Origin of the sequence: Streptomyces geranii (assembly GCF_002954775.1) — a bacterium.
Lineage (GTDB): Bacteria > Actinomycetota > Actinomycetes > Streptomycetales > Streptomycetaceae > Streptomyces > Streptomyces geranii.
In genome coordinates this window covers 1-25,802 of record NZ_PJME01000034.1, presented here as the reverse complement: position 1 = coordinate 25,802, position 25,802 = coordinate 1, and the positions used below count along the sequence as shown (strand labels likewise).

Annotated in this window: 12 protein-coding genes, 1 tRNA gene, 2 rRNA genes and 1 pseudogene; 4 read left to right on the top strand and 12 right to left on the bottom strand. The window is 70.3% G+C overall.

Features of this window, described 5'->3' with window-relative positions:
• Positions 1-36: 36 nt before the first annotated feature.
• From CW359_RS30670 to CW359_RS30660, 3 genes are all read left to right on the top strand, one after another.
• On the top strand, positions 37-4,908 hold the full coding sequence (locus CW359_RS30670) for an ATP-dependent helicase (RefSeq protein WP_105973443.1): 4,872 nt from the start codon (positions 37-39) through the stop codon (positions 4,906-4,908).
• A 51-nt stretch (positions 4,909-4,959) separates the two neighbouring features.
• Complete coding sequence (locus tag CW359_RS30665; RefSeq protein ID WP_105973442.1) at positions 4,960-5,814, top strand: Fpg/Nei family DNA glycosylase; 855 nt, start codon at positions 4,960-4,962, stop codon at positions 5,812-5,814.
• 115 nt (positions 5,815-5,929) lie between these two features.
• Positions 5,930-6,694 (top strand): SDR family NAD(P)-dependent oxidoreductase, encoded by a 765-nt coding sequence (locus CW359_RS30660; RefSeq protein ID WP_105973441.1) that lies wholly within the window; start codon positions 5,930-5,932, stop codon positions 6,692-6,694.
• A gap of 625 nt (positions 6,695-7,319) precedes the next feature.
• Here the strand turns inward: CW359_RS30660 and CW359_RS30650 are convergent.
• From CW359_RS30650 to CW359_RS30615, 8 genes and pseudogenes are all read right to left on the bottom strand, one after another.
• Positions 7,320-7,694 (bottom strand): helix-turn-helix domain-containing protein, encoded by a 375-nt coding sequence (locus tag CW359_RS30650; protein WP_105973439.1) that lies wholly within the window; start codon positions 7,692-7,694, stop codon positions 7,320-7,322.
• 109 nt (positions 7,695-7,803) lie between these two features.
• A complete protein-coding gene (locus CW359_RS30645; protein WP_105973438.1) occupies positions 7,804-8,349 on the bottom strand; it encodes a CinA family protein in 546 nt (181 codons plus the stop codon).
• Entirely contained in the window at positions 8,346-9,191 is an 846-nt protein-coding gene (gene pgsA / locus CW359_RS30640) for a CDP-diacylglycerol--glycerol-3-phosphate 3-phosphatidyltransferase (RefSeq protein ID WP_105973437.1), read from the bottom strand. Before pgsA ends, CW359_RS30645 begins: the two co-directional genes overlap by 4 nt.
• Complete coding sequence (gene rimO / locus CW359_RS30635; RefSeq protein WP_105973436.1) at positions 9,188-10,753, bottom strand: 30S ribosomal protein S12 methylthiotransferase RimO; 1,566 nt, start codon at positions 10,751-10,753, stop codon at positions 9,188-9,190. Before rimO ends, pgsA begins: the two co-directional genes overlap by 4 nt.
• A 102-nt stretch (positions 10,754-10,855) precedes the next feature.
• Positions 10,856-11,710 (bottom strand): helix-turn-helix domain-containing protein, encoded by an 855-nt coding sequence (locus CW359_RS30630; protein ID WP_105973435.1) that lies wholly within the window; start codon positions 11,708-11,710, stop codon positions 10,856-10,858.
• Between the two features lie 274 nt (positions 11,711-11,984).
• Entirely contained in the window at positions 11,985-14,702 is a 2,718-nt protein-coding gene (locus CW359_RS30625) for a DNA translocase FtsK (RefSeq protein WP_105973509.1), read from the bottom strand.
• Between the two features lie 123 nt (positions 14,703-14,825).
• A pseudogene (locus CW359_RS30620) lies at positions 14,826-15,513 on the bottom strand (response regulator).
• Positions 15,514-15,820: 307 nt separating this feature from the next.
• Entirely contained in the window at positions 15,821-21,295 is a 5,475-nt protein-coding gene (locus CW359_RS30615; RefSeq protein WP_105973434.1) for a HAMP domain-containing protein, read from the bottom strand.
• 316 nt (positions 21,296-21,611) lie between these two features.
• Between CW359_RS30615 and CW359_RS30605 the strand changes: the two genes are divergently transcribed.
• The gene (locus CW359_RS30605; RefSeq protein ID WP_105973433.1) at positions 21,612-24,359 is read left to right on the top strand and encodes a SpoIIE family protein phosphatase; all 2,748 of its coding nucleotides are present in this window, start codon (positions 21,612-21,614) and stop codon (positions 24,357-24,359) included.
• A 55-nt stretch (positions 24,360-24,414) separates the two neighbouring features.
• Here the strand turns inward: CW359_RS30605 and CW359_RS30600 are convergent.
• From CW359_RS30600 to CW359_RS30585, 4 genes are all read right to left on the bottom strand, one after another.
• Positions 24,415-24,490: transfer RNA gene (locus tag CW359_RS30600), tRNA-Thr, on the bottom strand.
• A 94-nt stretch (positions 24,491-24,584) separates the two neighbouring features.
• On the bottom strand, positions 24,585-25,247 hold the full coding sequence (locus CW359_RS30595) for a DegT/DnrJ/EryC1/StrS family aminotransferase (protein ID WP_105973432.1): 663 nt from the start codon (positions 25,245-25,247) through the stop codon (positions 24,585-24,587).
• Between the two features lie 114 nt (positions 25,248-25,361).
• Positions 25,362-25,478: ribosomal RNA gene (rrf, locus tag CW359_RS30590) — 5S ribosomal RNA — on the bottom strand.
• Positions 25,479-25,570: 92 nt separating this feature from the next.
• Positions 25,571-25,802 (bottom strand): 23S ribosomal RNA (locus CW359_RS30585); the annotation flags it as partial.

Genomic DNA, 25,802 nt, shown 5'->3' with positions numbered 1-25,802 from the left:
AGCGTGATTGTCAGTGCCGAGGTGCAGGATGGACGCATGGTCAGCTCCACGCACCGAGCCCTCGACGGCTTCTCCCCCGCGACCCGCGGCTGGTTCACGGGGGCCTTCTCCGCGCCCACCGCGGCCCAGGCGGGCGCGTGGCGAGCCATCGGCGAGGGCTCTGACGTGCTGGTGGTGGCCCCGACCGGCTCCGGCAAGACACTGGCCGCCTTCCTCGCCGCACTCGACCAGCTGACCTCGACACCCCCACCGGCCGACCCACACAAACGCTGCCGCGTGCTCTATGTGTCACCGCTCAAGGCCCTCGCGGTCGACGTGGAGCGCAACCTCCGCAGCCCCCTCACCGGCATCCGCCAGGAATCCGTACGTCTGGGCCTGCCCGAGCCCGAGGTCAAGGTCGGCATCCGCTCCGGCGACACCCCGCCCGCCGAGCGCCGCGCCCTGGCCACCCGTCCGCCGGACATCCTGATCACCACCCCGGAGTCGCTGTTCCTGATGCTCACGTCGGCCACGCGCGACGCGCTGACGGGCGTGGAGACGGTGATCCTGGACGAGGTGCACGCGGTCGCGGGCACCAAGCGCGGCGCACATCTCGCGCTCTCCCTGGAGCGGCTGGACGAACTGCTGCCGAGGCCCGCCCGGCGCATCGGCCTCTCCGCGACGGTCCGCCCGGTGGACGAGATCGCGCGCTACCTCTCCCCCAGCCGCAAGGTGGAGATCGTCCAGCCCAAGTCCGGCAAGGAGTTCGACCTCTCGGTCGTCGTCCCGGTCGAGGACCTGGGCGAGCTGGGCGGTTCCCCGGTCGCCGACGCGAACGACGGAGCCGAGCGCCCGTCCATCTGGCCGCATGTCGAGGAGCGGATCGCCGATCTCGTCCAGGCACACCGCTCGACGATCGTGTTCGCCAACTCCCGCCGGCTCGCGGAGCGCCTGTGCAACCGGCTCAACGAGATCGCGTACGAGCGGGCCACCGGCGAGCCCCTCGCCGAACACCACGCGCCCGCGGAGCTGATGGGCGGCTCGGGCGCGGCCCAGGGGGCACCGCCCGTCATCGCCCGGGCCCACCACGGCTCGGTGTCCAAGGAGCAGCGCGCGCTCGTCGAGGAGGACCTCAAGGCGGGCCGACTGCCCGCCGTGGTGGCCACCTCCAGCCTCGAACTGGGCATCGACATGGGCGCGGTCGACCTGGTCGTCCAGGTCGAGTCACCCCCGTCCGTGGCCTCCGGACTGCAGCGCGTGGGCCGCGCCGGGCACCAGGTGGGCGCGGTCTCCACAGGCGTCGTCTTCCCCAAGTACCGGGGTGACCTGGTCCAGGCGGCCGTGGTCACCGAGCGGATGCGCACCGGCTCCATCGAGTCCCTGAGGGTGCCCGCCAACCCCCTGGACGTCCTCGCCCAGCAGCTCGTCGCGATGGTGGCCCTGGACACCTGGCAGGTCGACGACCTGCTGACCACGGTCCGCCGTGCGGCACCCTTCTCCGCCCTCCCCGAGTCGGCGTTCACCGCGGTCCTCGACATGCTCGCGGGCCGCTACCCGTCGGACGCGTTCGCGGAGCTGCGCCCGCGCGTGGTGTGGGACCGCGTCACGGGGACCGTGACCGGCCGCCCGGGCGCACAGCGGCTCGCCGTCACCTCCGGGGGCACGATTCCGGACCGCGGGCTCTTCGGGGTCTTCCTCGCCGGCGCCGACCCCAAGAAGGGCGGCGGCCGGGTCGGCGAGCTGGACGAGGAGATGGTGTACGAGTCCCGCGTGGGGGACGTCTTCACGCTCGGTACGAGTTCCTGGCGCATCGAGGACATCACCCGGGACCGCGTCCTGGTGTCCCCCGCTCCCGGTGTCCCCGGCCGCCTCCCCTTCTGGAAGGGCGACCAGCTGGGCCGCCCGCTGGAACTGGGCCGCGCGGTGGGCGCGTTCCTCCGCGAGGTCGGCTCGCTGCCCGAGGCCGACGCCCGCAGCCGCCTCCGCGCCGCCGGACTCGACACCTGGGCCGCGGGCAACGTCATCTCCTACCTGGCCGAACAGCGCGAGGCCTGCGGCCACGTCCCGGACGACCGGACGATCGTCGTGGAGCGGTTCCGGGACGAACTCGGCGACTGGCGGGTCGTCGTCCACTCCCCCTTCGGCGCCCAGGTCCACGCCCCCTGGGCCCTCGCTCTGGGCGCCAAGCTCTCCGAGCGGTACGGCATGGACGCCCAGGTCATGCACGCCGACGACGGCATCGTGCTGCGCCTCCCGGACGCCGACCTGATGAGCCTGGACCTGCTCGACCAGGAGCCGCTCAAGGCCGGCACGGAGTGGGACTCGGAGCAGGCCCCCGTGGGCGCCGCGGACGTGACCTTCGACAAGGGCGAGGTCGACCGGATCGTCACCGACCAGGTCGGCGGCTCGGCCCTGTTCGCGGCCCGCTTCCGCGAGTGCGCCGCCCGCGCCCTGCTGCTCCCGCGCCGCAACCCCGGCAAGCGCACCCCCCTGTGGCAGCAGCGCCAGCGGGCCTCCCAACTGCTCCAGGTGGCGAGCGAGTTCGGCTCGTTCCCGATCGTCCTCGAAGCGGTCCGCGAATGCCTCCAGGACGTCTTCGACGTACCCGGCCTCGTGGAGCTGATGGGCGACATCGAGTCCCGCAAGGTCCGCCTGGTCGAGATCACCACCCCCGCGCCCTCCCCCTTCGCCCGCTCCCTCCTCTTCGGGTACGTCGCCCAGTTCCTGTACGAGGGCGACTCACCGCTGGCCGAGCGCCGCGCCGCCGCCCTGTCGCTGGACTCGCGGCTGCTGGCCGAGTTGCTGGGCCAGGCGGAGCTGCGCGAGCTGCTGGACGCCGAGGTGCTGGCCGAGCTGGAGCGGGAGCTGCGGTGGCTCACCGAGGACCGGCGCGCGAAGGACGCCGAAGGCGTCGCGGACCTGCTGCGGCTGCTGGGCCCCCTCACCGACGCCGAGCTGGCCGAGCGCGGCGCCGATCCGCAGTGGGCCAGGGAGCTGGCCGGGGCCCGCCGGGCGATCCGGGTCCGTATCGGCGGCGCCGACCACTGGGCGGCGATCGAGGACGCGGGCCGACTGCGCGACGCGCTCGGCACGGCACTGCCGGTCGGTGTCCCGGAGGCCTTCACCGAGCCGGTCAAGGATCCGCTCGGCGACCTCCTGGCCCGCCACGCCCGCACCCACGGCCCGTTCACCTCGGCGACGGCGGCTGCCCGTTTCGGCCTGGGCGTCGCGGTCACCGAGGGCGCGCTCCAGCGGCTGGCGGCGACCGGCCGTGTCGTACAGGGCGAGTTCCACCCGGCGGGCATCGGCCAGGAGTGGTGCGACGCGACGGTCCTGCGCCGCCTCCGGCGCCGTTCGCTCGCCGCCCTGCGGCACGAGCTGGAGCCGGTGCCTCCAGCCGCGCTCGCGCAGTTCCTGCCGCAGTGGCAGCACATCGGCAAGGGTCACAGGCTGCGTGGCATCGACGGGCTGGTGCGGGCGGTCGAGCAGTTGCAGGGCGCCTCCGTGCCAGCGTCCGCCCTGGAGAAGCTGGTCCTGCCGTCCAGGGTGGCGAACTACGCCCCCGCGATGCTCGACGAGCTCACGGCGGCCGGGGAGATCGTCTGGGCCGGAGCGGGCGCCCTCCCCGGCAAGGACGGCTGGATCTCCCTGTACCTCGCGGACGCGGCCCCGCTGCTCCTGCCACCGCCCCACCCTCTGGAGCCGACCGCACTCCACCAGTCCGTCCTCGACACCCTCACCGGCGGCTACGGCCTCTTCTTCCGCCAGATCGCCGACCAGGTCCGCGCCACCACGCACCCGGACGTCACGGACCCCCAACTGGCCGACGCCGTCTGGGACCTGGCCTGGTCGGGCCGCCTCACCAACGACACGCTGGCCCCGATGCGCTCCCTCCTCGGTTCGGGCCGCACGGCGGGCTCGACGGCGCACCGGGCCAAACGCGCCGTCCCGCGCGGCCGGTACGGCTCGCTGACGGCCGCCGCCCGCCCCGCCTCACGCGGCGGCCCCCCGACCGTCGCCGGCCGCTGGTCCCTGCTCCCCGCCGCCGAGCCCGACCTCACCGTCCGAGCCCACGCCCTGGCCCGCACCCTGCTCGACCGCCACGGGGTGGTGACCCGGGGAGCGGTGTCCGCGGAGGGCGTCGAGGGCGGTTTCTCCGCCGTGTACCGCGTCCTGTCCGCCTTCGAGGACAGCGGCCAGGCCCGGCGCGGCTACGTGGTGGAAGGCCTCGGCGCCGCCCAGTTCGCCATGGACGGCGCGGTGGACCGCCTCCGGGCGACAGCGACCGCCCGCGAACGCGGCGACTCCCGCCCGGCCTCGCCCTTCGGCCCGACCGACACACACGGCACCGCTTCTCCCACGGACCACGACTTCGCAGCGGACCTCGACTTCGATTTCGACCTCAGCCCCGATGCCCCCGACACCCGCAACACACACGCCGCCTCCGCGCACGCCTCAACCCGCACCACACCCCACGGCTTCGCCGAAAACGCCCGCTCCCGCTCCCCCTACTCCGCTCCCCAAGCCCCCGCCGACACCACCCACGCCGTGGTCCTCGCAGCCGCCGATCCGGCGAACGCGTACGGCGCCGCACTCCCCTGGCCCGAACCCCCGACCGGCGCCGGACACAAGGCGGGCCGCAAGGCAGGTTCGCTGGTGGTCCTGGTCGACGGAGAGCTGACCCTCTACATGGAGCGCGGCGGCAAGACCCTGCTGGCCTGGCCCGCCGAACCGGACCTCGCCCCCACCGAGGACCCCCGCCTGCGCGCGGCGGCGGAAGCCCTGGCAGCAGCCGCCCGCGCGGGCTCCCTCGGCACGGTCACAGTGGAGCGGGTGAACGGCGCAGCGGCCCTGACCTCCCCCCTCGGCACCCTGCTGGAAGGAGCGGGCTTCATCGCTACCCCCCGTGGCCTGCGCCTACGCGCATGACCAGTCGCCGCCTCCAACCGCCTCCCCACCCCGACATGCCACCCTGGTCCCATGCCCGAAGGTGACACGGTCTGGCAGGCCGCGAGGAGACTGCACACCGCGCTCGCCGGCAAGGTGCTCACCCGCTCCGACCTCCGCGTGCCCAAGTACGCCACGGCCGACCTCACCGGCCGCACCGTCCTGGACGTCACCCCGCGCGGCAAACACCTCCTCACCCGTGTCGAGGGCGGCCTGACCCTCCACTCGCATCTGCGGATGGACGGTTCCTGGAAGGTGTACGAGAACGGCAGCCGCTGGACCGGCGGCCCCGCGCACCAGATCCGGGTGATCCTCGGCACCCCGGACCGCACTGCCGTCGGCTACCGCCTCCCCGTACTCGAACTCCTGCGCACCACCGACGAACACCGAGCCGTCGGCCACCTCGGCCCCGACCTCCTCGGCCCGGACTGGAACCCCGACCAGGCCCTCGCCAACCTCCTCGCGGACCCCGCCCGCCCCCTCGGCGAGGCCCTGCTCGACCAGCGCAACCTCGCCGGCATCGGCAACGTGTACAAGAGCGAGCTGTGCTTCCTCCTGGGCGTCACCCCCTGGCTCCCGGTCGGCGACCTCCCCGCCGACCGCGCCGCGAAGCTGCCCGCACTCGCGAAACAGCTCCTCGAAGCCAACCGGGACCGCCCGATCCGCAGTACGACAGGCAGACGCGGCCAGGACCGGCGCGGCCAGGATCTCTTCGTGTACGGCCGCGCACCCCGCCCCTGTCTGCGCTGCCACACCCCGATCCGCGTGGCCGACCAGGGCGACGGCTCCCGCGAACGCCCCACCTACTGGTGCCCGACCTGCCAACCGGGCCCGGCCCCCGCCCCGGGCACCGTGCGAACCCGGCGCAACTCACCCCCGTACATCTGACCCGCGCGCCCGAGCCGCACGGCTGAGACCGCCCCGCACAACCAACGCCCCCGCACCACCGACACCCTCACCCGACCTGTTGACGGCCCGTCAGAAACCCTCGTACCGTCCCAGCATGCCCGTACAGGCGTACGACCTCACCGGACGCACCGCATTCGTCACCGGGGCCGCCAGCGGCATCGGACGCGCATCCGCCGTACTGCTCGCCGAAGCGGGAGCCGTCGTGCACTGCGCCGACCGGGACGCGCAGGGACTGCACGAGACGGCGACGCTGATCAAGGGCATGGGCGGCACGGCCCGTACCCACCACCTGGACGTCACCGACCGGGCCCAGGTCCGGCAGGCCGTGGCCGCGTGCGAGCGGCTGGACGTCATGGCGGCGGTCGCCGGGATCATGCACAGCAGCCCCGTGCTGGAGACCCGCGACGAGGATCTCGACCGGGTCCTGGACGTCAACTTCAAGGGCGTGCTGTACGCCTGCCAGGAGGCGGCCCGGCTGATGATCGCCCGGAACACCAGGGGCAGCATCGTCACCATGGCCTCGGGCGCCGTCGACACCGGCAACCCCGGCCTGCTCTGCTACGGCGTGGCGAAGGCGGCGGTCGTCCAGCTGACGAAGACGCTGGCCGCCGAGATCGGCCGCCACGGCATCCGCGTCAACGCGGTCGCGCCGGGCTGGATCCGCACGCCGATGACCGACCGCCACGACAGCGAGGCCCAGGCCCGCACCGAAGCCCTGATGACACGCATGGCCCCGCTGGGCCGGGTCGGCGAACCGGAGGAGGTCGCCCACGCGGTGCTGCACCTGGCGTCCGACGCGTCGGCGTTCACGACGGGCCAGATCCTCCGCCCGAACGGCGGCGTGGCCATGCCTTGGTAGACCCGGCGCCCCCACCGGCACCCAGGTCGGAGCCCCCGGCAACACCCCCACCGAGCCCCCGCCCGGCGCCCTGACCAACACCCCGCCGGGCACCCTCGCCGGCGCCTCCCCCGACACGCCCCGGCACCACCGCCACGACCTCCGCGCCCCGCACCACCGTCGCGGCCCCCGCGCCCCGAGCCGCCCGCACCGCCCGCCCCTTCGGCACACAGTGCACCGGCAACAGGCTCAGCCCCCACCCCCCGGCCGCGACCGCCCCCTCCAGCACCCCCGCCCCAGGCGCCAGCGCGAGCCGCAGTACGGCCCACCACCACACGGCACCGAGCCCCAGCAGCGCCCCCCAGCGCACTATCCGCACCGCCATGGCTCACCTCCGGCCCCACGCTAGAACGCCGCACTCACCCATAAAAAGGGCGCATCACCGGCACAGAGGCGCACCGCACGCCCTGTCCTGAGCGGCGGCCCCAAGGCACGCACCTCCACCATGACCGCCCCACGACACACCGGCAAACGGGCCAACCCGGGGGCGCGCACAACGAAAACCCCGGCCGCACTCCCCCGGGTCTCCCCGGAGAAGCCCCGGCCGGGGCTCTCACACACTCACTGGTCGTGCTGTTCGTGCACCTCAGGCGGCGACGACGTCCACCGCCTCGGCGGGCGCCTTGATGGTCACCCGTTCCGGTGGCACACCGGCCACCGAGACGGAACCCAGCATGGGACGCACCGGCGTGGGTACAGGCTCGTTGACCGCAGCAGACTGGGCCAGCTCGGCGAGGGCGAGTTCATCGCTCACTTCCCGCATGAGCTCGGACATCCGTACGTCCAGCGCGTCGCAGATCGCGGACAGCAGTTCGGAGGATGCCTCCTTCTGCCCCCGCTCCACCTCGGAGAGATAGCCGAGTGAGACTCGGGCGGACGAGGAGACTTCGCGCAGAGTACGGCCCTGGCGCTGGCGCTGCCGACGCAGCACGTCACCCAACAGGCGACGGAGCAGAATCATCGGTGGCTCCCTCCTCGGACCGCGTAGCCGCATCCTTCACGCCCCACCGTACCGCCTTGCGCCGCGGCCGTGCGGGGAGCGATGTCGTGTTCACTCAGGGCTGCAAACATCAGGTCCCCCCGTTCTGTTCCGTATCCTGTGCCCGCTCATTCCCGGTCTGTTCGCCCACAATCCCCTCAAGGAGGAGTGCGAGCACGCTCCGTACACTCTCCATACGAATTTCCGCCCGGGAGCCGTTCAACCGCAGCGACGCCACTTTTCCGCCACCTTCGGCACCGGCGTCCGCTCCGAAAGGGCCGTCCACGGCGACGAAGACCGTCCCGACGGGCTGCCCGTCCTGCGGTTCCGGGCCGGCCACCCCGGTCGTCGCGATGCCCCAGTCGGCGCCGAGAACCTTCCGGACTCCGGCCGCCATCTGGGCCGCGACCTGCGGATCCACCGCTCCTCGGGTGGCCAGCAGGGTGGCGTCGACATCGAGCACCTGATGCTTCAGTTCGGTCGCGTATGCCGTCACCGCACCCCGGAAGGCCTTGGAGGCCCCGGGCACCGATGTGATCTCCGCCGCAACCAGACCGCCCGTGAGGGACTCCGCGACAGCGAGCGTCTCGCCCCTCACTGTGAGTAGTCTCACCACGTCGGCAGCCGCGGAACTCACCGTTCCGCCTCCACCGACGCGGCCTCGCGCTCGGCGATTCCCTGCCTGCGCAGCACAATGGCCTGTCTTACGTAGTCGAGCCCGGTCACGACGGTCAGCACGACCGCCGCGGCCATCACCCAGAACCTCAGGGTCGCCAGCGGACCCGTCAGTGCCAGGACGTACATCCCGACGGCCACGCCCTGGGTGAGCGTCTTGAGCTTGCCGCCGCGGCTCGCTGGGATCACGCCGTAGCGGATGACGACGAAGCGCAGCAGGGTGATCCCCAGCTCCCGCCCGAGGATCACACCGGTCACCCACCACGGCAGATCGCCCAGCGCGGAGAGACAGATCAGCGCCGCGCCCATGATCGCCTTGTCGGCGATGGGGTCGGCGATCTTCCCGAAGTCGGTGACGAGGTCGTACGTACGCGCGAGATGGCCGTCGAAGATGTCCGTGATCATGGCGACCGCGAAGGCCGCCCAGGCGAGCGAGCGCCACGCCGGGTCGTAGCCGCCGTCGGCCAGCATCAGCGCCACGAAGCCCGGCACCAGGAGCAACCGGATCATCGTAAGAATGTTCGCGATGTTCCAGAGGCTGGCCTGATTCACGGCCGCGGCGCCCAGCTTCCCGCCGCGCACCGTCTTCACACCGTCCTGAACGCCGGAGACCCCGGAGTCGACCGGAGGCGGCGGCACGGACGCCGCCGAGCCGACAGCGGAACCGGCGGACGCAGGGACGACCGAGGGACCGGAGACCCCGGCGGCACCCAACGCGCCCGGCACACCCACAGCTCCCGGCACGCTCTTGGCGTTCCGCGCGCTGGAGGAGCCGCCCGCTGCGGATGCCGGGACTCCGGTCATCTGGCTGCCTCCTCTGACTCCGAACACGCGAGCGAGCCGAACGAGCCCGGGAGCAGCTCGGCCACCAGGTCGACACCTTCCGTACCGACCACCTTCGCCTCGACGATACGGCCGACGATCGGACCTTCGCCGCTCGTGCGGCCCTCGAAGTCCGCGAAATCGGCGAAGTTGGTGAACAGCACCTGGCCGTCCGTCTCCGGCGCCTGGTGCGCACCGCGGCCGTACGCGCCCTCCTCGCCGCCGACCGACTCGACGAGCACCTGCACGGTCTCGCCGACCCGCTCCTCGGCGCGCTGCGAGACCAGTTCCTCGGCCAGCCGGGAGACCCGGGCGAGCCGGGCCGCGACGACGTCCTCGTCCAGCTTGTTCTCGTACGTCGCCGCTTCCGTGCCGTCCTCGTCGGAGTACCCGAAGACACCGATGGCGTCCAGGCGCGCGTTGTTCAGGAACCGCTCCAGCTCCGCCAGGTCGGCCTCGCTCTCACCGGGGAAGCCCACGATGAAGTTGGACCGCACGCCGGCCTGCGGGGCCTTGCTCCGGATGGTGTCGAGCAGTTCCAGGAAGCGGTCGGTGTCGCCGAAGCGCCGCATCGAGCGCAGCACGTCGGGCGCGGAGTGCTGGAAGGAGAGGTCGAAGTAGGGGGCGACCTTGGGCGTCGAGGTCAGTACGTCGATGAGCCCCGGGCGCATCTCGGCGGGCTGGAGGTAGCTCACCCGCACGCGCTCGATGCCGTCGACGTCCGCCAGCTCGGGCAGCAGCGACTCCAGGAGGCGGATGTCGCCGAGGTCCTTGCCGTACGAGGTGTTGTTCTCGGAGACGAGCATGACTTCCTTGACACCCTGCTCGGCCAGCCACCTGGTCTCGTTCAGTACGTCGCTGGGGCGGCGCGAGATGAAGGAGCCGCGGAAGGACGGGATGGCGCAGAAGGTGCAGCGCCGGTCGCAGCCGGAGGCGAGTTTCACCGAGGCGACGGGCGAGCCGTCGAGCCGCCGGCGCAGCGGCGCACGCGGCCCGGAGACCGGGGCGACACCCTCGGGCAGGTCGGCGGGGGCCTCGACGGGCTCCACCGGCGCGGCGGCGTCGGTCTCGCCTCCGTGCCCCGGAAGGGCGACGCCCGCACCCGCGCTCTGCCGCTCGGCCGGGCTGATCGGCAGCAGCTTGCGCCGGTCGCGCGGGGTGTGCGAGGCGTGGATGCCGCCGTTGAGGATGGTCTGCAGGCGGTCGGAGATGTCGGCGTAGTCGTCGAAGCCGAGCACGCCGTCGGCCTCGGGGAGGGCCTCGGCGAGTTCCTTGCCGTACCGCTCGGCCATGCAGCCCACCGCCACGACGGCCTGGGTTCTGCCGTGCCCCTTGAGGTCGTTGGCCTCCAGGAGGGCGTCGACGGAGTCCTTCTTGGCGGCCTCGACGAAGCCACAGGTGTTGACGACGGCGACGTCCGCGTCCTCGGCGTCCTCCACGAGTTGCCAGCCGTCCGCCTCCAAGCGGCCTGCGAGCTCCTCCGAGTCCACCTCGTTACGGGCGCAGCCAAGGGTGACGAGTGCGACGGTACGGCGTTCAGGCATGGGCTCAAGACTACTTCGTCCCACTGACACCCCACGTCGACGGGGCTGACCCCGTCTGGGCCAGCCCCGTACCTGTGAACCGTGTAAGCGCGCTGCTGCCGCTCAGCCGACCTCGGGGTCGCCCTTCGTGTACGTGAGCCGCTCCACCGCTCCCGGCTGGAACTCGTCCTCGATCTTCTTGCCGTTGACGTACAGCTGGATCGCGCCCGCGTCGCCCAGGACGAGGTTGATCTCCTCGTTGTCCTGGAAGGTCTGGGACTGACCCTGCTTGAGCAGGCCGTCGAAGAGCAGCCGGCCGTTGTGGTCCTTGGCGGAGATCCAGCTGCGCCCGTCCGTGGCGCTCACCTGGACGGTCACCTTGTCGCGGGGCGCCGCCGCGATCGCGCTGTCCGACGGGTCCGGCTTCGGGTCGGCGGGCTTGTCCTTCTTCGGTGTGGGCGAGGCCGGCTGACTGGTCGTGGGCGTGGAGCCCTCGGCGACCTGGGCCTGCGCGCCCTCGTCGTCACCGCCGTTGACCAGGGTGAAGCCGACGAAGCCGATCACGGCGACGATCGCGGCGACCATCGCCGCGGTCCAGTTCGGCCCGCGCCGCTCGGGACGGATGCGCTCCGCCTCGAACAGGGGCGCGGCCGGGGTCGGCGCCGGACGCCCGCCGCCGTGGGCGTCGGCGAACTGCGCGAGCAGGGGTTCGGGATCGATGTTGACGGCACGGGCGATGGTCCGGATGTGCCCGCGCGCGTAGACGTCTCCGCCGCAGGGGGCGAAGTCGTCCTGTTCGATCGCGTGCACGATGGCGATCCGGACCCGGGTGGCGGAGCTGACGTCGTCGACGGTGAGCCCTGCCGCGATACGCGCCTGCTGCAGGGCGCGGCCGATCGAAGGGCGGGCTGCTTCCTCGCGATCGTCACGGTCTTCTTCGAACGGACGCTCGTCTTGTGGAGAGTTGCCGATGGACACGGGGGCGCCTTTCGAGCGTGTAGCCACCTGTGCTGGAGGTTCAGTTTAGGGGGGTTCGGGAAGGTCGGGGCAACTGGGCGGAGGGACTTTGTACGCCATCAGAATGGCCAGGACACGCTGATGGTCAGGTCATGGTGAGGCAACGATCTGTCGCCTCCCTCAACTTGACGTACGACGAAGGGAAACGGTTGCTCAATGATCCCTTACGAGTGAGTCACTTTCGACCACCCGGTTGCCGCACACAGGGACACCCGCGCGTCCGGTGAGTCCCCTGCTACTCAGTCTCCCCGCGAATCACCGCGAGCATCTCGTCCAGCCCGTCAGCCTTCACAAGAACGTCACGCGCCTTGGACCCCTCGCTCGGCCCGACGATGCCCCGCGTCTCCATGAGGTCCATCAGCCGGCCCGCCTTGGCGAACCCGACGCGCAGCTTGCGCTGGAGCATCGAGGTGGACCCGAACTGGCTGCTGACGACGAGTTCGGCCGCCGCGCACAGCAGTTCGAGGTCGTCGCCGATCTCCTCGTCGATCTCCTTCTTCTGCTTGGAGCCCACGGTGACGTCGTCCCGGAAGACCGGCGCCATCTGGTCCTTGCAGTGCTGGACGATCGCCGCGACCTCGTCCTCGGTGACGAAGGCGCCCTGCATACGGGTGGGCTTGTTGGCGCCCATCGGCAGGAACAGCCCGTCGCCCTTGCCGATGAGCTTCTCGGCGCCGGGCTGGTCCAGGATGACCCGCGAGTCGGCGAGGGAGGACGTGGCGAAGGCGAGCCTTGACGGCACGTTCGCCTTGATCAACCCGGTCACGACATCAACAGAGGGCCGCTGCGTGGCGAGGACCAGATGGATACCGGCAGCGCGCGCGAGCTGCGTGATGCGCACGATCGCGTCCTCGACGTCCCTGGGTGCCACCATCATCAGGTCGGCCAACTCGTCGACGATCACCAGCAGATACGGGTACGGCGACAGCTCGCGCTCACTGCCCTCGGGCAGCTTGACCTTGCCGTTCCTGATGGCCTCGTTGAAGTCGTCGATGTGCCGGAATCCGAACGCGGCCAGATCGTCGTACCGCAGATCCATCTCCCGCACGACCCACTGGAGCGCCTCCGCGGCCCGCTTGGGGTTAGTGATGATCGGCGTGATCAGGTGCGGGATGCCCTCGTACGCGGTCAGCTCGACGCGCTTGGGGTCGACGAGCACCATGCGGACGTCTTCGGGTGTCGCCCGAACCATGATCGATGTGATCAAGCAGTTGATACAGGATGATTTGCCCGAACCGGTCGCACCTGCGACGAGCAGGTGCGGCATCTTGGCGAGGTTGGCCATCACATAGCCGCCCTCGACGTCCTTGCCGAGCGCGACCAGCATCGGGTGGTCGTCCTCCGCCGCGTCGGCCAGCCGGAGCACGTCCCCCAGGTTGACCATCTCGCGGTCGGTGTTGGGGATCTCGATGCCGACCGCCGACTTGCCGGGGATCGGGCTGATGATCCGTACGTCGGGACTGGCGACGGCGTACGCGATGTTCTTGGCCAGGGCGGTGATCCGCTCGACCTTCACCGCGGGGCCCAGTTCGACCTCGTACCGCGTGACCGTGGGACCGCGGGTGAAGCCGGTGACCGCGGCGTCGACCTTGAACTCCATGAAGACGTTCGTCAGGGAGGCGACCACCGCGTCGTTCGCCGCGCTGCGGGTCTTGCCGGGGCCGCCTCGCTCCAGGAGGTCGAGCGAGGGCAGCGAGTAGGTGATGTCCCCGGAGAGCTGGAGCTGCTCCGCGCGCGGGGGCAGGTCGCGCATCATGTCCGGCGGCGCCTTGGTGAGGTCCGCGACCGCGGGCTTCACCGGCTCCGCCTTGAGCTTCTCCTGCTTGGGCCGCGCGCCCGGGACGGGGGTCCGGGTCGTCTCCTCGCGGTCGCCGCCCGCGGTCACCCCCTGGGTGAGGTCGGCGACGATCGGCGAGGGCGGCATGCCGTGCAGGACGGCCCCGTCGAGGGCGGCGGCGGCAGCCGCGGCGACGTCCACGGCGTCCATCGGGCGCCCGGGGTCGGGCTGCCGTACGGAGGAGCGCCTGGGGCGGCTCCGGCGCTTGGAGAGCGCCTCCTGCTCGGCGCTGTCCGGGTCGTACTCCTCGGGGGCGGACCCGCGTCTGCGGGGGCGCCCGGGCAGCGCGTCGCGCCACTGGTCCTCGTACTGCTCGTCGTCCTCGGAGAACCGGTCGTCCTCGGGGTCGCGCAGGATGCCGAGCCGGACCCCGAGCTGCCGCAGCCGCTGCGGAATCGCGTTGACGGGCGTCGCGGTGACCACGAGCAGCCCGAAGACGGTGAGCAGCACCAGCAGCGGTACGGCGAGGACCTCGCCCATGGTGTACGTCAGCGGGGTCGCCGCTCCCCAGCCGATCAGCCCGCCGGCGTCCCTTATCGCCTGCATGCCGTCGCTGCGCGCGGGGGCGCCGCACGCGATGTGGACCTGCCCGAGCACCCCGATGACGAGCGCTGACAGCCCGATGACGATCCGGCCGTTGGCGTCGGGCTTCTCCGGGTGCCTGATGAACCGTACGGCGATGACCGCGAGCAGTATCGGCACCAGCAGGTCGAGGCGGCCGAACGCGCCGGTGACCAGCATCTCGACGAGGTCGCCGACGGGTCCGCGGAGGTTGGACCAGGTGCCCGCGGCCACGATCAGCGCGAGGGCGAGCAACAGCAGTGCCACGCCGTCCTTCCGGTGTGCCGGGTCGAGGTTCTTCGCACCCTGCCCTATGCCGCGGAACACGGCGCCGACGGCGTGCGCGATGCCGAGCCAGAGGGCGCGTACGAGGCGGTACACGCCCCCGGTGGGGCTGGGTGCCGGAGGGGGTGCGGCCTTCTTCGCCGTGGTCTTCTTGGCGGGCGCCCTCTTCGCGGGGGCTTTTTTGGCCGCGGCCTTCCTCGCCGGAGCCTTCGCGGGCGCGGCTGCCTTCTTCGCGGGCGGCTTCTTGGCTGCGGAAGGACGTGGGGCCATGTGTGTGAGGTTACCGGTGGAGGCGACGGCCGACACGTGTGTCACCGCTTCACCCGTTCGTGTCGCCCCTGCGTGAGCGCGAAACTGACGCGCGCTCACGCGCAACTGCGTTCGAAAGGCGGGTCAGTTCTGCGACGGCACCGAGGGTGCCCCGCTCCCGGTACCCGGTTCGAGCGCGTCCAGAGCCCGGCGCAGGCCGGTCAGTTTGCGTTCGAGATGGGCTGCCGTGGCCACCGCCGCCGCGTCCGCCGACTCGTCGTCGAGCTGCTTCGACAGCGCCTCGGCCTGCTCCTCGACGGCCGCGAGACGCGCGGAGAGTTCGGCGAGCAGTCCCGCCGGCTCCTTGGCCGCGCCGACCGCCGCCTTGCCCCCCGCCACCCTCCAGCTGGAGGCGCAACAGGGCCGCCTGCTCCCGGAGTTGGCAGTTCTTCATGTACAGCTCGACGAACACCGAGACCTTCGCCCGCAGCACCCACGGGTCGAACGGCTTGGAGATGTAGTCCACCGCACCCGCCGCGTACCCCCGGAAGGTGTGGTGCGGACCGTGGTTGATCGCGGTGAGGAAGATGATCGGGATGTCCCGCGTCCGCTCCCGCCGCTTGATGTGCGCGGCCGTTTCGAAGCCGTCCATGCCAGGCATCTGGACGTCCAGCAGAATGACCGCGAAGTCGTCCGTCAGAAGTGCCTTGAGCGCTTCCTCCCCGGACGATGCCCGCACCAGTGTCTGATCCAACGCAGAGAGGATGGCCTCCAGCGCCAGCAGATTCTCCGGCCGGTCATCGACCAGGAGGATCTTGGCCTTCTGCACCATGGCCCGCCCTCCTCGCCCCGGCTTGGGGCCTCCCCTGTCCTCAGGACTTGGGGCAGCACCACCGGGCGCCGCCCCAGGGGACGGCTCCCTTGCGCCGCCCGTCCTCGTGCCGGTCATGGTAGCCGCACCCCGCCCGTCGCCACACCCTGTCACCGCGATGTCACTGTGCACGTAGCAGAAACGTAGCGGGAGACCAGAAGGTTCCCCGAATCCCGTACTTCTACACGGCGTCGGCCACACTGTGTCAGCAACTCCGCGTGAACACCGGAGATTCCCGCCCCCTCAGCGGAAACACCCAGCTCAACCATCACTCCTCCCGCATCCACTGCTCCATCACCGACAGCAGGTGATCGGGATCGACGGGCTTGGTGACGTAGTCCGAGGCTCCCGACTCGATCGCCTTCTCCCGGTCGCCCTTCATCGCCTTGGCCGTCAACGCGATGATCGGCAGCCCGGCGAACTGCGGCATCCTGCGGATCGCCGTGGTCGTCGCGTAGCCGTCCATCTCGGGCATCATGATGTCCATCAGTACGACCGTCACATCGTCGTGCTGTTCCAGGACTTCGATGCCCTCCCGGCCGTTCTCGGCGTACAGCACCGACAGCCCGTGCTGCTCCAGGACGCTCGTCAGGGCGAACACGTTACGGATGTCGTCGTCGACGATGAGCACCTTCTCGCCGTCGAACCGGATGCCCCGGCGCGGCTGCTGCACCGCCTCCAGTTCACCCGCCGCCGCCCACTGGCCGTTCGCCCTGGAGGAGGCGTTCAGCTCGGCCACCGACACGGCCCTGCGACGCCGCCTGAAGAGCGCGGCGGGCCCGTTCTGCGCCTCCTGGTACGACCTCACCTCGGCCGGCGTCCCGACGTCCGCGCCGGCCAGCTCCGCCTCGGAGGCCAGCAGCTCGCCGACCTCCAGGGAGGGCGTCAGCTGCGCGTAGCCCTGCGGGGGCAGTTCACTGGGGTGCAGCGGCAAATACAGCGTGAACGTCGAGCCGCGGCCCGGTTCGCTCTGCGCGTGGATCTCGCCGCCGAGCAGCCGCGCGATCTCCCGCGAGATGGACAGCCCGAGGCCCGTACCGCCGTATTTCCGGCTGGTCGTACCGTCGGCCTGCTTGAACGCCTCGAAGATCACCCTCATCTTGCTGGCCGCGATGCCGATACCGGTGTCGGTCACCGAGAACGCGATCATGTCGGCGTCCGCGTCCCGCAGCGAGCCCGCCTCCAGGAGCTGCTCCCGGATGGCCACCGGCACCTCCGCACCGGCCGGCCGGATCACCAGCTCGACCGCTCCCGAGTCGGTGAACTTCACCGCGTTGGACAGCAGGTTGCGCAGCACCTGGAGCAGCCGCTGCTCGTCGGTGTGCAGCGTGGCGGGCAGGTCCGGCGAGACCCGTACGGAGAAGTCCAGACGCTTCTCCGCGGTCAGCGGACGGAAGGTGGCCTCCACGTAGTCGACGAGCTGCACGAGCGCGATACGCGTCGGCGAGACGTCCATCTTGCCCGCCTCGACCTTCGACAGATCGAGGATGTCGTTGATCAACTGCAGCAGGTCGGAACCCGCCCCGTGGATCGTCTCGGCGAACTCGACCTGCTTCGGGGTGAGGTTGGTGTCCGCGTTGTCGGCCAGCAGCTTGGCGAGGATCAGCAGCGAGTTGAGCGGCGTACGCAGCTCGTGCGACATGTTGGCGAGGAACTCGCTCTTGTAGCGCATCGAGACGGCGAGTTGCTCGGCGCGCTCCTCCAGGACCTGCCGCGCCTCCTCGATCTCCGTGTTCTTGACCTCGATGTCGCGGTTCTGCTGGGCCAGCAGCTCGGCCTTCTCCTCCAGCTCCGCGTTGGACGACTGAAGCGCCTTCTGCCGGTTCTCCAGCTCCGCCGAGCGCTCCCTCAACTGCTCGGTCAGCTCCTGCGACTGCTTCAGCAGCACCTCCGTCTTGGTGTTGACGGAGATGGTGTTGACGCTGGTCGCGATCATCTCGGCGATCTGGCTGAGGAAGTCCTTCTGGATCTGCGTGAACGGCGTGAACGACGCCAGTTCGATGACCCCGAGCACCTTGCCCTCGAACAGCAGCGGCAGCACGATCACCTGCGCGGGCGGCGCCTCGCCGAGCCCGGAGGAGATCTTCAGATAGCCGCTCGGCGCGTCCTGCACGAGGATCGTGCGCTTCTCCTCGGCGGCGGTCCCCACCAGCGCCTCACCGGGCCGGAACGAGGTCGGCATGGACCCCATGGAGTAGCCGTACGAGCCGAGCATGCGCAGCTCGTACGCGTTCTCCGGAACGCCTCCCGGGTCCTTGGCGTCGACCGTCCGCATCGCCAGGAAGAAGGCGCCGTGCTGGGCGGTGACGACCGGCGTCAGCTCGCTCATGATCAGCGAGGCCACGTCGTCGAGGTCCCGGCGGCCCTGCATCAGGGCGGAGATCCGGGCGAGGTTGCCCTTGAGCCAGTCCTGTTCCTTGTTGGCGATCGTGGTGTCGCGCAGGTTGGCGATCATCTTGTTGATGTAGTCCTGCAGTTCCTGGATCTCGCCGGACGCGTCCACGTCGATCTTCAGGTTCAGGTCACCGCGGGTCACCGCGGTCGCCACGCGCGCGATGGCACGCACCTGCCGGGTCAGGTTCCCGGCCATCTCGTTCACCGACTCGGTGAGGTCGCGCCAGGTGCCGTCGACGTCACGCACGCGTGCCTGGCCGCCAAGCTGGCCCTCCGTACCCACCTCGCGGGCGACTCGGGTGACCTCCTCGGCGAAGGACGACAGCTGATCAACCATGGTGTTGATCGTCGTCTTCAGCTCAAGGATCTCGCCGCGAGCGTCAATGTCGATCTTCTTGGTCAAGTCACCCTTGGCGATGGCCGTCGTGACCATCGCGATGTTGCGCACCTGACCGGTCAGGTTGGAGGCCATGCCGTTCACCGAGTCGGTGAGGTCCTTCCAGGTGCCCGCCACGCCCGGCACATGCGCCTGACCGCCCAGGATGCCGTCCGTACCCACCTCGCGGGCCACCTTGGTGACCTGGTCGGCGAACGAACTCAGCGTCTTCACCATGGTGTTGAAGGTGTCGGCGAGCTGTTGGACCTCGCCGCGCGCCTCGATCGTCACCGTCCGCGTCAGGTCGCCGTTGGCGACGGCCGCCGCGACCTGGGAGATGTTCCGCACCTGCACGGTCAGGTTGTTGGCCATCAGGTTGACGTTGTCGGTGAGGTCCTTCCAGATGCCCGTGACGCCGGACGCGTGGGCCTGGCCGCCGAGGATGCCCTCCGTGCCCACCTCACGGGCGACTCGCGTCACCTGCTCGGCGAACGACGACAGTTGATCAACCATGGTGTTGACCGTCGTGACCAGCTCAAGGATCTCGCCCTTGGCGTCAACAGTGATCTTCTTCGACAGATCGCCCTTGGCGACCGCGGTCGTCACCTCGGCGATGTTGCGCACCTGGATCGTCAGGTTGTTGGCCATGAAGTTCACGGACTGCGTGAGGTCCTTCCAGGTGCCGGAGACACCCTGCACCTCCGCCTGCCCGCCGAGCTCGCCCTCCGTACCCACCTCACGGGCCACACGCGTGACCTCCTGGGCGAACGACGACAGTTGATCAACCATCGTGTTCAGGGTGTTCTTCAGCTCCAGGATCTCCCCGCGCGCGTCCACGGTGATCTTCTGGGACAGGTCACCCCGGGCCACCGCGGTCGCCACCTGGGCGATGTTGCGCACCTGGGCGGTGAGGTTGCCGGCCATGCCGTTCACGGAGTCGGTGAGGTCGCGCCACACACCGGCGACGCCCGGCACCTGCGCCTGACCGCCGAGGCGGCCCTCCGTACCCACGTCACGGGCGACCCGGGTCACCTGGTCGGCGAAGGCCGAGAGTTGATCAACCATGGTGTTGATCGTGTTCTTCAACTCAAGGATCTCGCCGCGAGCGTCAACATCGATCTTCTGGGACAGGTCGCCCCGCGCCACCGCCGTCGTCACCTGGGCGATCTGCCGCACCTGCGAGGTGAGGTTGCCACCCATGAAGTTGACGGAGTCGGTGAGTTCCTTCCACGTACCGGACACGCCGTCCACGCGCGCCTGACCGCCGAGCCGGCCCTCCGTACCCACGTCACGCGCCATCCGCGTCACCTGGTCGGCGAAGCTCGACAGCTGGTCCACCATCGTGTTCACGGTGTTCTTCAGCTGGAGCATCTCGCCGGAGACATCGACGGTGACCTTCTGCGACAGGTCGCCGTTGGCCACCGCGGTCGTCACCTGGGCGATGTTCCTCACCTGTCCGGTGAGGTTCCGGAACGCCGTGTTGACGGAGTCCGTCAGGTCCTTCCACGTACCGGCCGCCCCCGGCACCTCCGCCTGGCCGCCCAGCTCACCCTCGACACCGATCTCCCGGGCCACCCGGGTCACCTCGGCACCGAACGCGGACAGTTGATCAACCATCCCGTTGACGGTGTTCTTCAGCTCCAGCATCTCGCCCGCGACCTCGACGCTGACCTTCTGCGACAGATCACCGCTGGCCACAGCCGTCGTCACGGCGGCGATGTCCCGCACCTGCGTGGTCAGGTTCCGGAAGACCGTGTTGACGGAGTCCGTCAGGTCCTTCCAGGTCCCCGCCGCCCCCGGCACGTTCGCCTGCCCGCCGAGCCGCCCCTCGCCACCGACCTCGTTGGCGACGCGGGTGACCTCGTCCGCGAACGTCCGCAGCGTCTCCGTCATCTGGTTGATCGTCTCGGCGAGCTGGGCGACCTCACCCCGCGCCGAAACCGTCACCTTCTGTGACAGATCACCGTTGGCGACCGCGGTCGTCACCTGTGCGATCCCGCGCACCTGGGCCGTCAGGTTGCCGGCCATAAGATTCACGGAATCCGTGAGGTCTTTCCACACTCCCGCCACACCGGGCACCTGTGCCTGGCCACCCAGCTCGCCCTCGGTACCCACCTCGCGCGCGACTCGCGTCACCTCGGAGGAGAAAGAGGACAGCTGATCGACCATCGTGTTGACGGTGTTCTTCAGCTCAAGCATCTCGCCGGCCACGTGAACCGTGACCTTCCGCGACAGGTCACCCTTGGCCACGGCGGTCGTGACCAGCGCGATGTCCCGCACCTGCGCGGTCAGCCGGTACGCCATGGTGTTGACCGAGTCCGTGAGGTCACGCCACGAACCGGACATCCCGCGCACCTGGGCCTGACCGCCCAGCTTGCCCTCCGTACCGACCTCGCTGGCCACGCGCGTGACCTCGTCGGTGAACGTCGACAACTGGTCGACGAGATTGTTGACCGTGCGCCCGACCTTGAGGAACTCCCCGCGCAGCGGATGCCCGTTGCCGTCGGCGGCCTGCGCCCGCAGCTCCATCCGGGGCGACAGATCGCCCTCCGCGACCGCGCTGAGCACCCGGCCGACCTCGGAGACCGGCCGTACGAGATCGTCGACGAGCGCGTTCGAGGCGTCGATCGCCGCGGCCCACGAGCCCTCGCTGGCGCCCGACTCAAGCCGCTCGGTCAGCTTCCCCTCGCGCCCCACCACGCGCCGTACGCGCGACAATTCACCCGTCAAGTGAAGATTACGGTCGGCCACCTCGTTGAAGACGGCCGCGATCTCCGACATGACGCCGTCGCCGGACACCGTGAGCCGCTTGCGGAAGTTGCCGTCCCGCATCGACTCCAGCGCCGACAGCAGCTTGTCCAGGGCGGCCGTGTCGACCTCGGTCGTGCCATTGCGCGGTTTGCGCCGGTTACTCAGGGACTGTCCGCCTTTCGCGCGCGTTTTCGTGCCCCGCGTCGCTGCGCCAGACTCCACTGTGTCCCTCCCGAAGGGGTCGACCGTTTCTGCTCTGCGTGCTCTGTCATCACTCGGGCGTACCCGGATACTGCCAGCCGTGCGTAGACCTTCTCCTGGAGCCTGCCCAGTGTTTCACCCTGTCCGAACCCGGCCATAACAGTTCGGCAGCTTCGCACACCGTCCGCACACTCTGGGGACGTAAACACTGCAGACCTGCATCCGCATGGACCGCGAAGGTAAGTAACCTTGCATGCGGCTGTCCAGCCACACCGGCCCGTCCGGTCTGGGCGGTGGCACGACCACGAGCGGGCAGGCATCGGAGGGGCACCGCACCATGACCACCGGACTGCATCCCGGGGAGACACCCCAGGATCCCCGGCCGACGGGGAACCAGACCCTGCCCCGGCAGGAGCGGATCGCCCCCGGCACGCCGCACTCCGACAACCGGACGAGGAGTTCTGTGATCACCGCGCGCGCGGCAGCCACCTTCGACCCCGTCGGGCGATCGGTCGCGACCGCCCGATCCTTCGTCCGCGACACCCTCCAGGGCTGGGGCTTCGCGGACATCGTCGACGACGCCGTGGTCCTCACGAGCGAGCTGGTCACCAACGCGGTGATCCACGCGGGCACCTCCGCGGACGTCCTGTGTCTACGCAGTGACGACGGCGTCCGGATCGAGGTGGCCGACCGCTACCCCGAGCGCGAGATCCCCCTCCAGGGCTCCCCCGCCAACATGGGCAGCCCCGACCGCGAGGGAGGCCGCGGCCTCCAGCTGTGCGCGGCGCTCGCCCGCCGCTGGGGCGTCGAGTACACGCCCACGCAGAAGCAGGTCTGGTTCCAACTGGAGCTGCCCGAGCGCGCGGTGGGCACCCGCTCCGCGGGCCCGTCCCTCCCCGCCGACCTACTCCCGCTGGCCGACGGCCGGGTCCGGGTCGCGGTCATCCAGATCGACCGCGCCGGTTCCATCGCGGCGTGGAACGAGGACGCCGACGAACTCTTCGGCTACGCCCCCGAGTCGGTCATCGGCAAGCCCCTCACCGACCTCGCCGCCTGGCCGCACACCCCGGGCACCAGCACCGGCGTCGTCGAGGCCCTCCAACTCTCCCGCTGGGAAGGCAGTTACGGCATAAGGGGCGCCAACGGCCGCGTCACGCCGGTGTACGCCTCCCACCTCCGCGTCCGCGACACGGACGGCGAGCCCTCGACGGTCTGTCTCCTCGTCCGCGACCACGAACGGGCGGTCCTGCAGACCCCGTTGCGCGGCAGCTCCTCCGACAGCAACTCGTCCTCGGAGGGCCAGAACACCGACCCCTTCGAGGTGTTCATCGGCTCCCCGGCCCCGGACGACCTCGACGGCCTCCTCCAGCGCACGGTGGAACGCGCCCGCGACATGCTCGACGCGGACTCCGCCTTCCTCCTCCTCGCCACGGACGACGAAACGGAGTTGGAGGTACGGGCCTCGACCGGCCTCCCCTCCGCCCGCCAGCGCTTCGCCCGCGTCCCCGTAGAGGCGGGTCCCGGCCGCTACGGCTCGGCCCGTATGCCGGCCGTCCACGACGACCTCTCGGCAGTCCCGGGCGCGGTCCCCCTCCTCAGCGGCACGGGCATGCGCTCGGTCGTCACGGTCCCCCTGAAGGTGGAGGGCCGCCTCACCGGCTCGCTGGGCGTCGCGGCCGAATCCCCCGGCCGCTACACGAACGAAGAGGCCCTGCGCCTCCAATTCGCCGCCGACCGCATCGCGTTGGCGGTGGAGTCGGCCCGCCTCGGCGAACTGGAACGCCTGCGCCGAGGCTCACTGAGCTTCCTGGTGGAGGCCTCCGACCTGTTGGCCGGAACCCTGGACCGCGATCAAACCCTGGCCCTGATGGCCCAGATGACGGTCCCGACCCTGGCCACCTGGTGCGCGGTCTACACGATCGCCGACCAGGCCTCGGAGCCGTACCTCTCGTACGTCCTGCACGAGGACGAGGACCGCATCGACGGCCTCAAGGCCCTGCTCTCGAAGATCTCCCCGCCGGACCCGGTCCCGACGCCAGGCGCCCGCGTCTGGTCGGCCCCCGCGCAGGCGGCGCACCATGCGGCCCTGCGCACCTCCATGCGCAGCCTGGGCCTCAACGCGCCCACCACGGTCAGCTCGGGCATCGGCACAACTCTCGCCACAGCGGCGGCAGTCGGCGGCGAGACGGTCGTCCTCCCGCTGGTCGCCCGCAACCGCGTGATCGGCATGCTCACCCTCGGCAAGCCGACGGACGAACACTTCCGCCAGGAAATCCTGGAACTGGCCGAGGACTTGAGCCGCCGGGCCGCCCTGGCCCTGGACAACGCCCGCCTCTACTCGGAACGCACCGCCATCAGCCGGGCCCTCCAACGCAGCCTCCTCCCCCCGGAGTTGCCGGAGATCGACGGAGTGGAGGTGGAGGTCATCTACCGCGCGGCCGGCGAGGGCAACGAGGTCGGCGGCGACTTCTACGACCTCTTCCCCATCCGCGACGGCGCCTACGGCTTCGCCATCGGCGACGTCTGCGGTACGGGCCCGGAGGCGGCGGCGGTGACGGGCCTGGCCCGCCACGCCCTGCGCCTGCTGGCGAGAGAGGGCTTCGGTGGCCCGGCGGTCCTGGAGCGCCTCAACTCGGCGATCCTCGACGAGGGCGCCCGCAGCCGCTTCCTGACCCTCCTGTACGGCGAGTTGTGGCCGCAGGAGGACGGCAGCGCCGTACTGAAGGTGGTCTGCGCCGGCCACCCCCTCCCGCTCCGCCTGCGCCAGGACGGCACGGTGGAAGCCGCAGCCGAACCCCAGCCCCTCCTGGGCGTCCTGGAGGACCTGGAGCTGTACGAGCAGACGATCACCCTCGACCCCGGCGACGTCCTCCTGTGCGTCACGGACGGCGTCACGGAACGCCGCGAGGGCACCCGCATGCTGGGCGACGACGGCCTGACGGACGTCCTGAGGACATGCACGGGCCTCACGGCCGGGGCAGTGGCGGCCCGCATCATGCGCGCGGTCGAACGCTTCGCCTCCGACGCCCCGTCCGACGACATGGCAATCCTGGCAATGCGTGTCCCGGGCCTGCAGAAGGACTGACGACAGAGCGGCAGACAGAAAGAAGGCCCCGCCCAATTGGGCGGGGCCTTCTGCGTGGAGCCCCCCAACGGAATCGAACCGTTGACCTTCTCCTTACCATGGAGACGCTCTGCCGACTGAGCTAGGGGGGCCAGCTGCTTTACGAGGTTTCCCTCGCGGCAACGAAATAGATCATACCCCGAACAGCGCCGTGCTCCCAACTACGCCCGCCCGACGCCCGAAAGATCAGAACGCGGGCTGCAACAGCCCCCCGAGCGAGTTGCACGCGGACACGATCCGCTGCATGTCCCGCTTGGTCAACGAGGCGTCCACGGGCAGCGCGAGCGTCTCGAAAGCGGCCAGCTCGGTCTCGGGCAGCGAGACACAACGCCGGAACGCGGCCATACGATGCACCGGCGCCTTGACGGGCACCCGGCAGTCAACTCCCCTGGCCCGCAAGGCCCGAGCGAAGGCATCCCGATCGGGCCGCCCATTGCCGGGCACCCGCACTACGTACTGCTGATAGGTGTGCCCGTCCCCGTCGTCGGGCGTGCGCACACCCCGCAACTTGAGATCGAGAAACGCCGCCCGCTGCCGCCGCTGAGCGATCTCGTCGTACGGCGCCTCGGACTCCCCGTGCTGCAACACCAGCAGCCCGTGCCGCTGCCCGACGTCGAGCATGCGCCCCATGTCGGCCGGCCGCCCGAAGCGGTGTACGACAACGACAGCCGCCGTACGCGGAGTTGTGGCCGCCTCGACAGCCGACGCGTCGAGGCAGTACGTCACCGGATCTATGTCGGCGAACACCGGCAGCGCACCGGCCTGGATGACGGCCTCGGCGACTTCGACGTTCCCGAAGGCCGACACGACGACCTCGTCACCGACTCCGACGCCGGCGGCCCTGAGCATTGCAGCAGTACCCATGCTCTGGATGGTTGCCGCGCGACGTGAACGTCAAGTGACACACAACAAAAAAGGGTTGGACCCCGAACCGAAGTTCAGGATCCAACCCTTTCAATATTTGTTCGGCGGTGTCCTACTCTCCCACAGGGTCCCCCCTGCAGTACCATCGGCGCTGTAAGGCTTAGCTTCCGGGTTCGGAATGTAACCGGGCGTTTCCCTCACGCTATGACCACCGAAACACTATGAAACACATCAACCGCACCATCACCCGTGACCTGGGTGTGGGGTTGTTCGTGGTTTCAGAACCAACACAGTGGACGCGAGCAACTGAGGACAAGCCCTCGGCCTATTAGTACCAGTCACCTCCACCCGTTACCGGGCTTCCAGATCTGGCCTATCAACCCAGTCGTCTACTGGGAGCCTTAACCCCTCAAAGGGGGTGGGAACACTCATCTCGAAGCAGGCTTCCCGCTTAGATGCTTTCAGCGGTTATCCCTCCCGAACGTAGCCAACCAGCCATGCCCTTGGCAGAACAACTGGCACACCAGAGGTTCGTCCGTC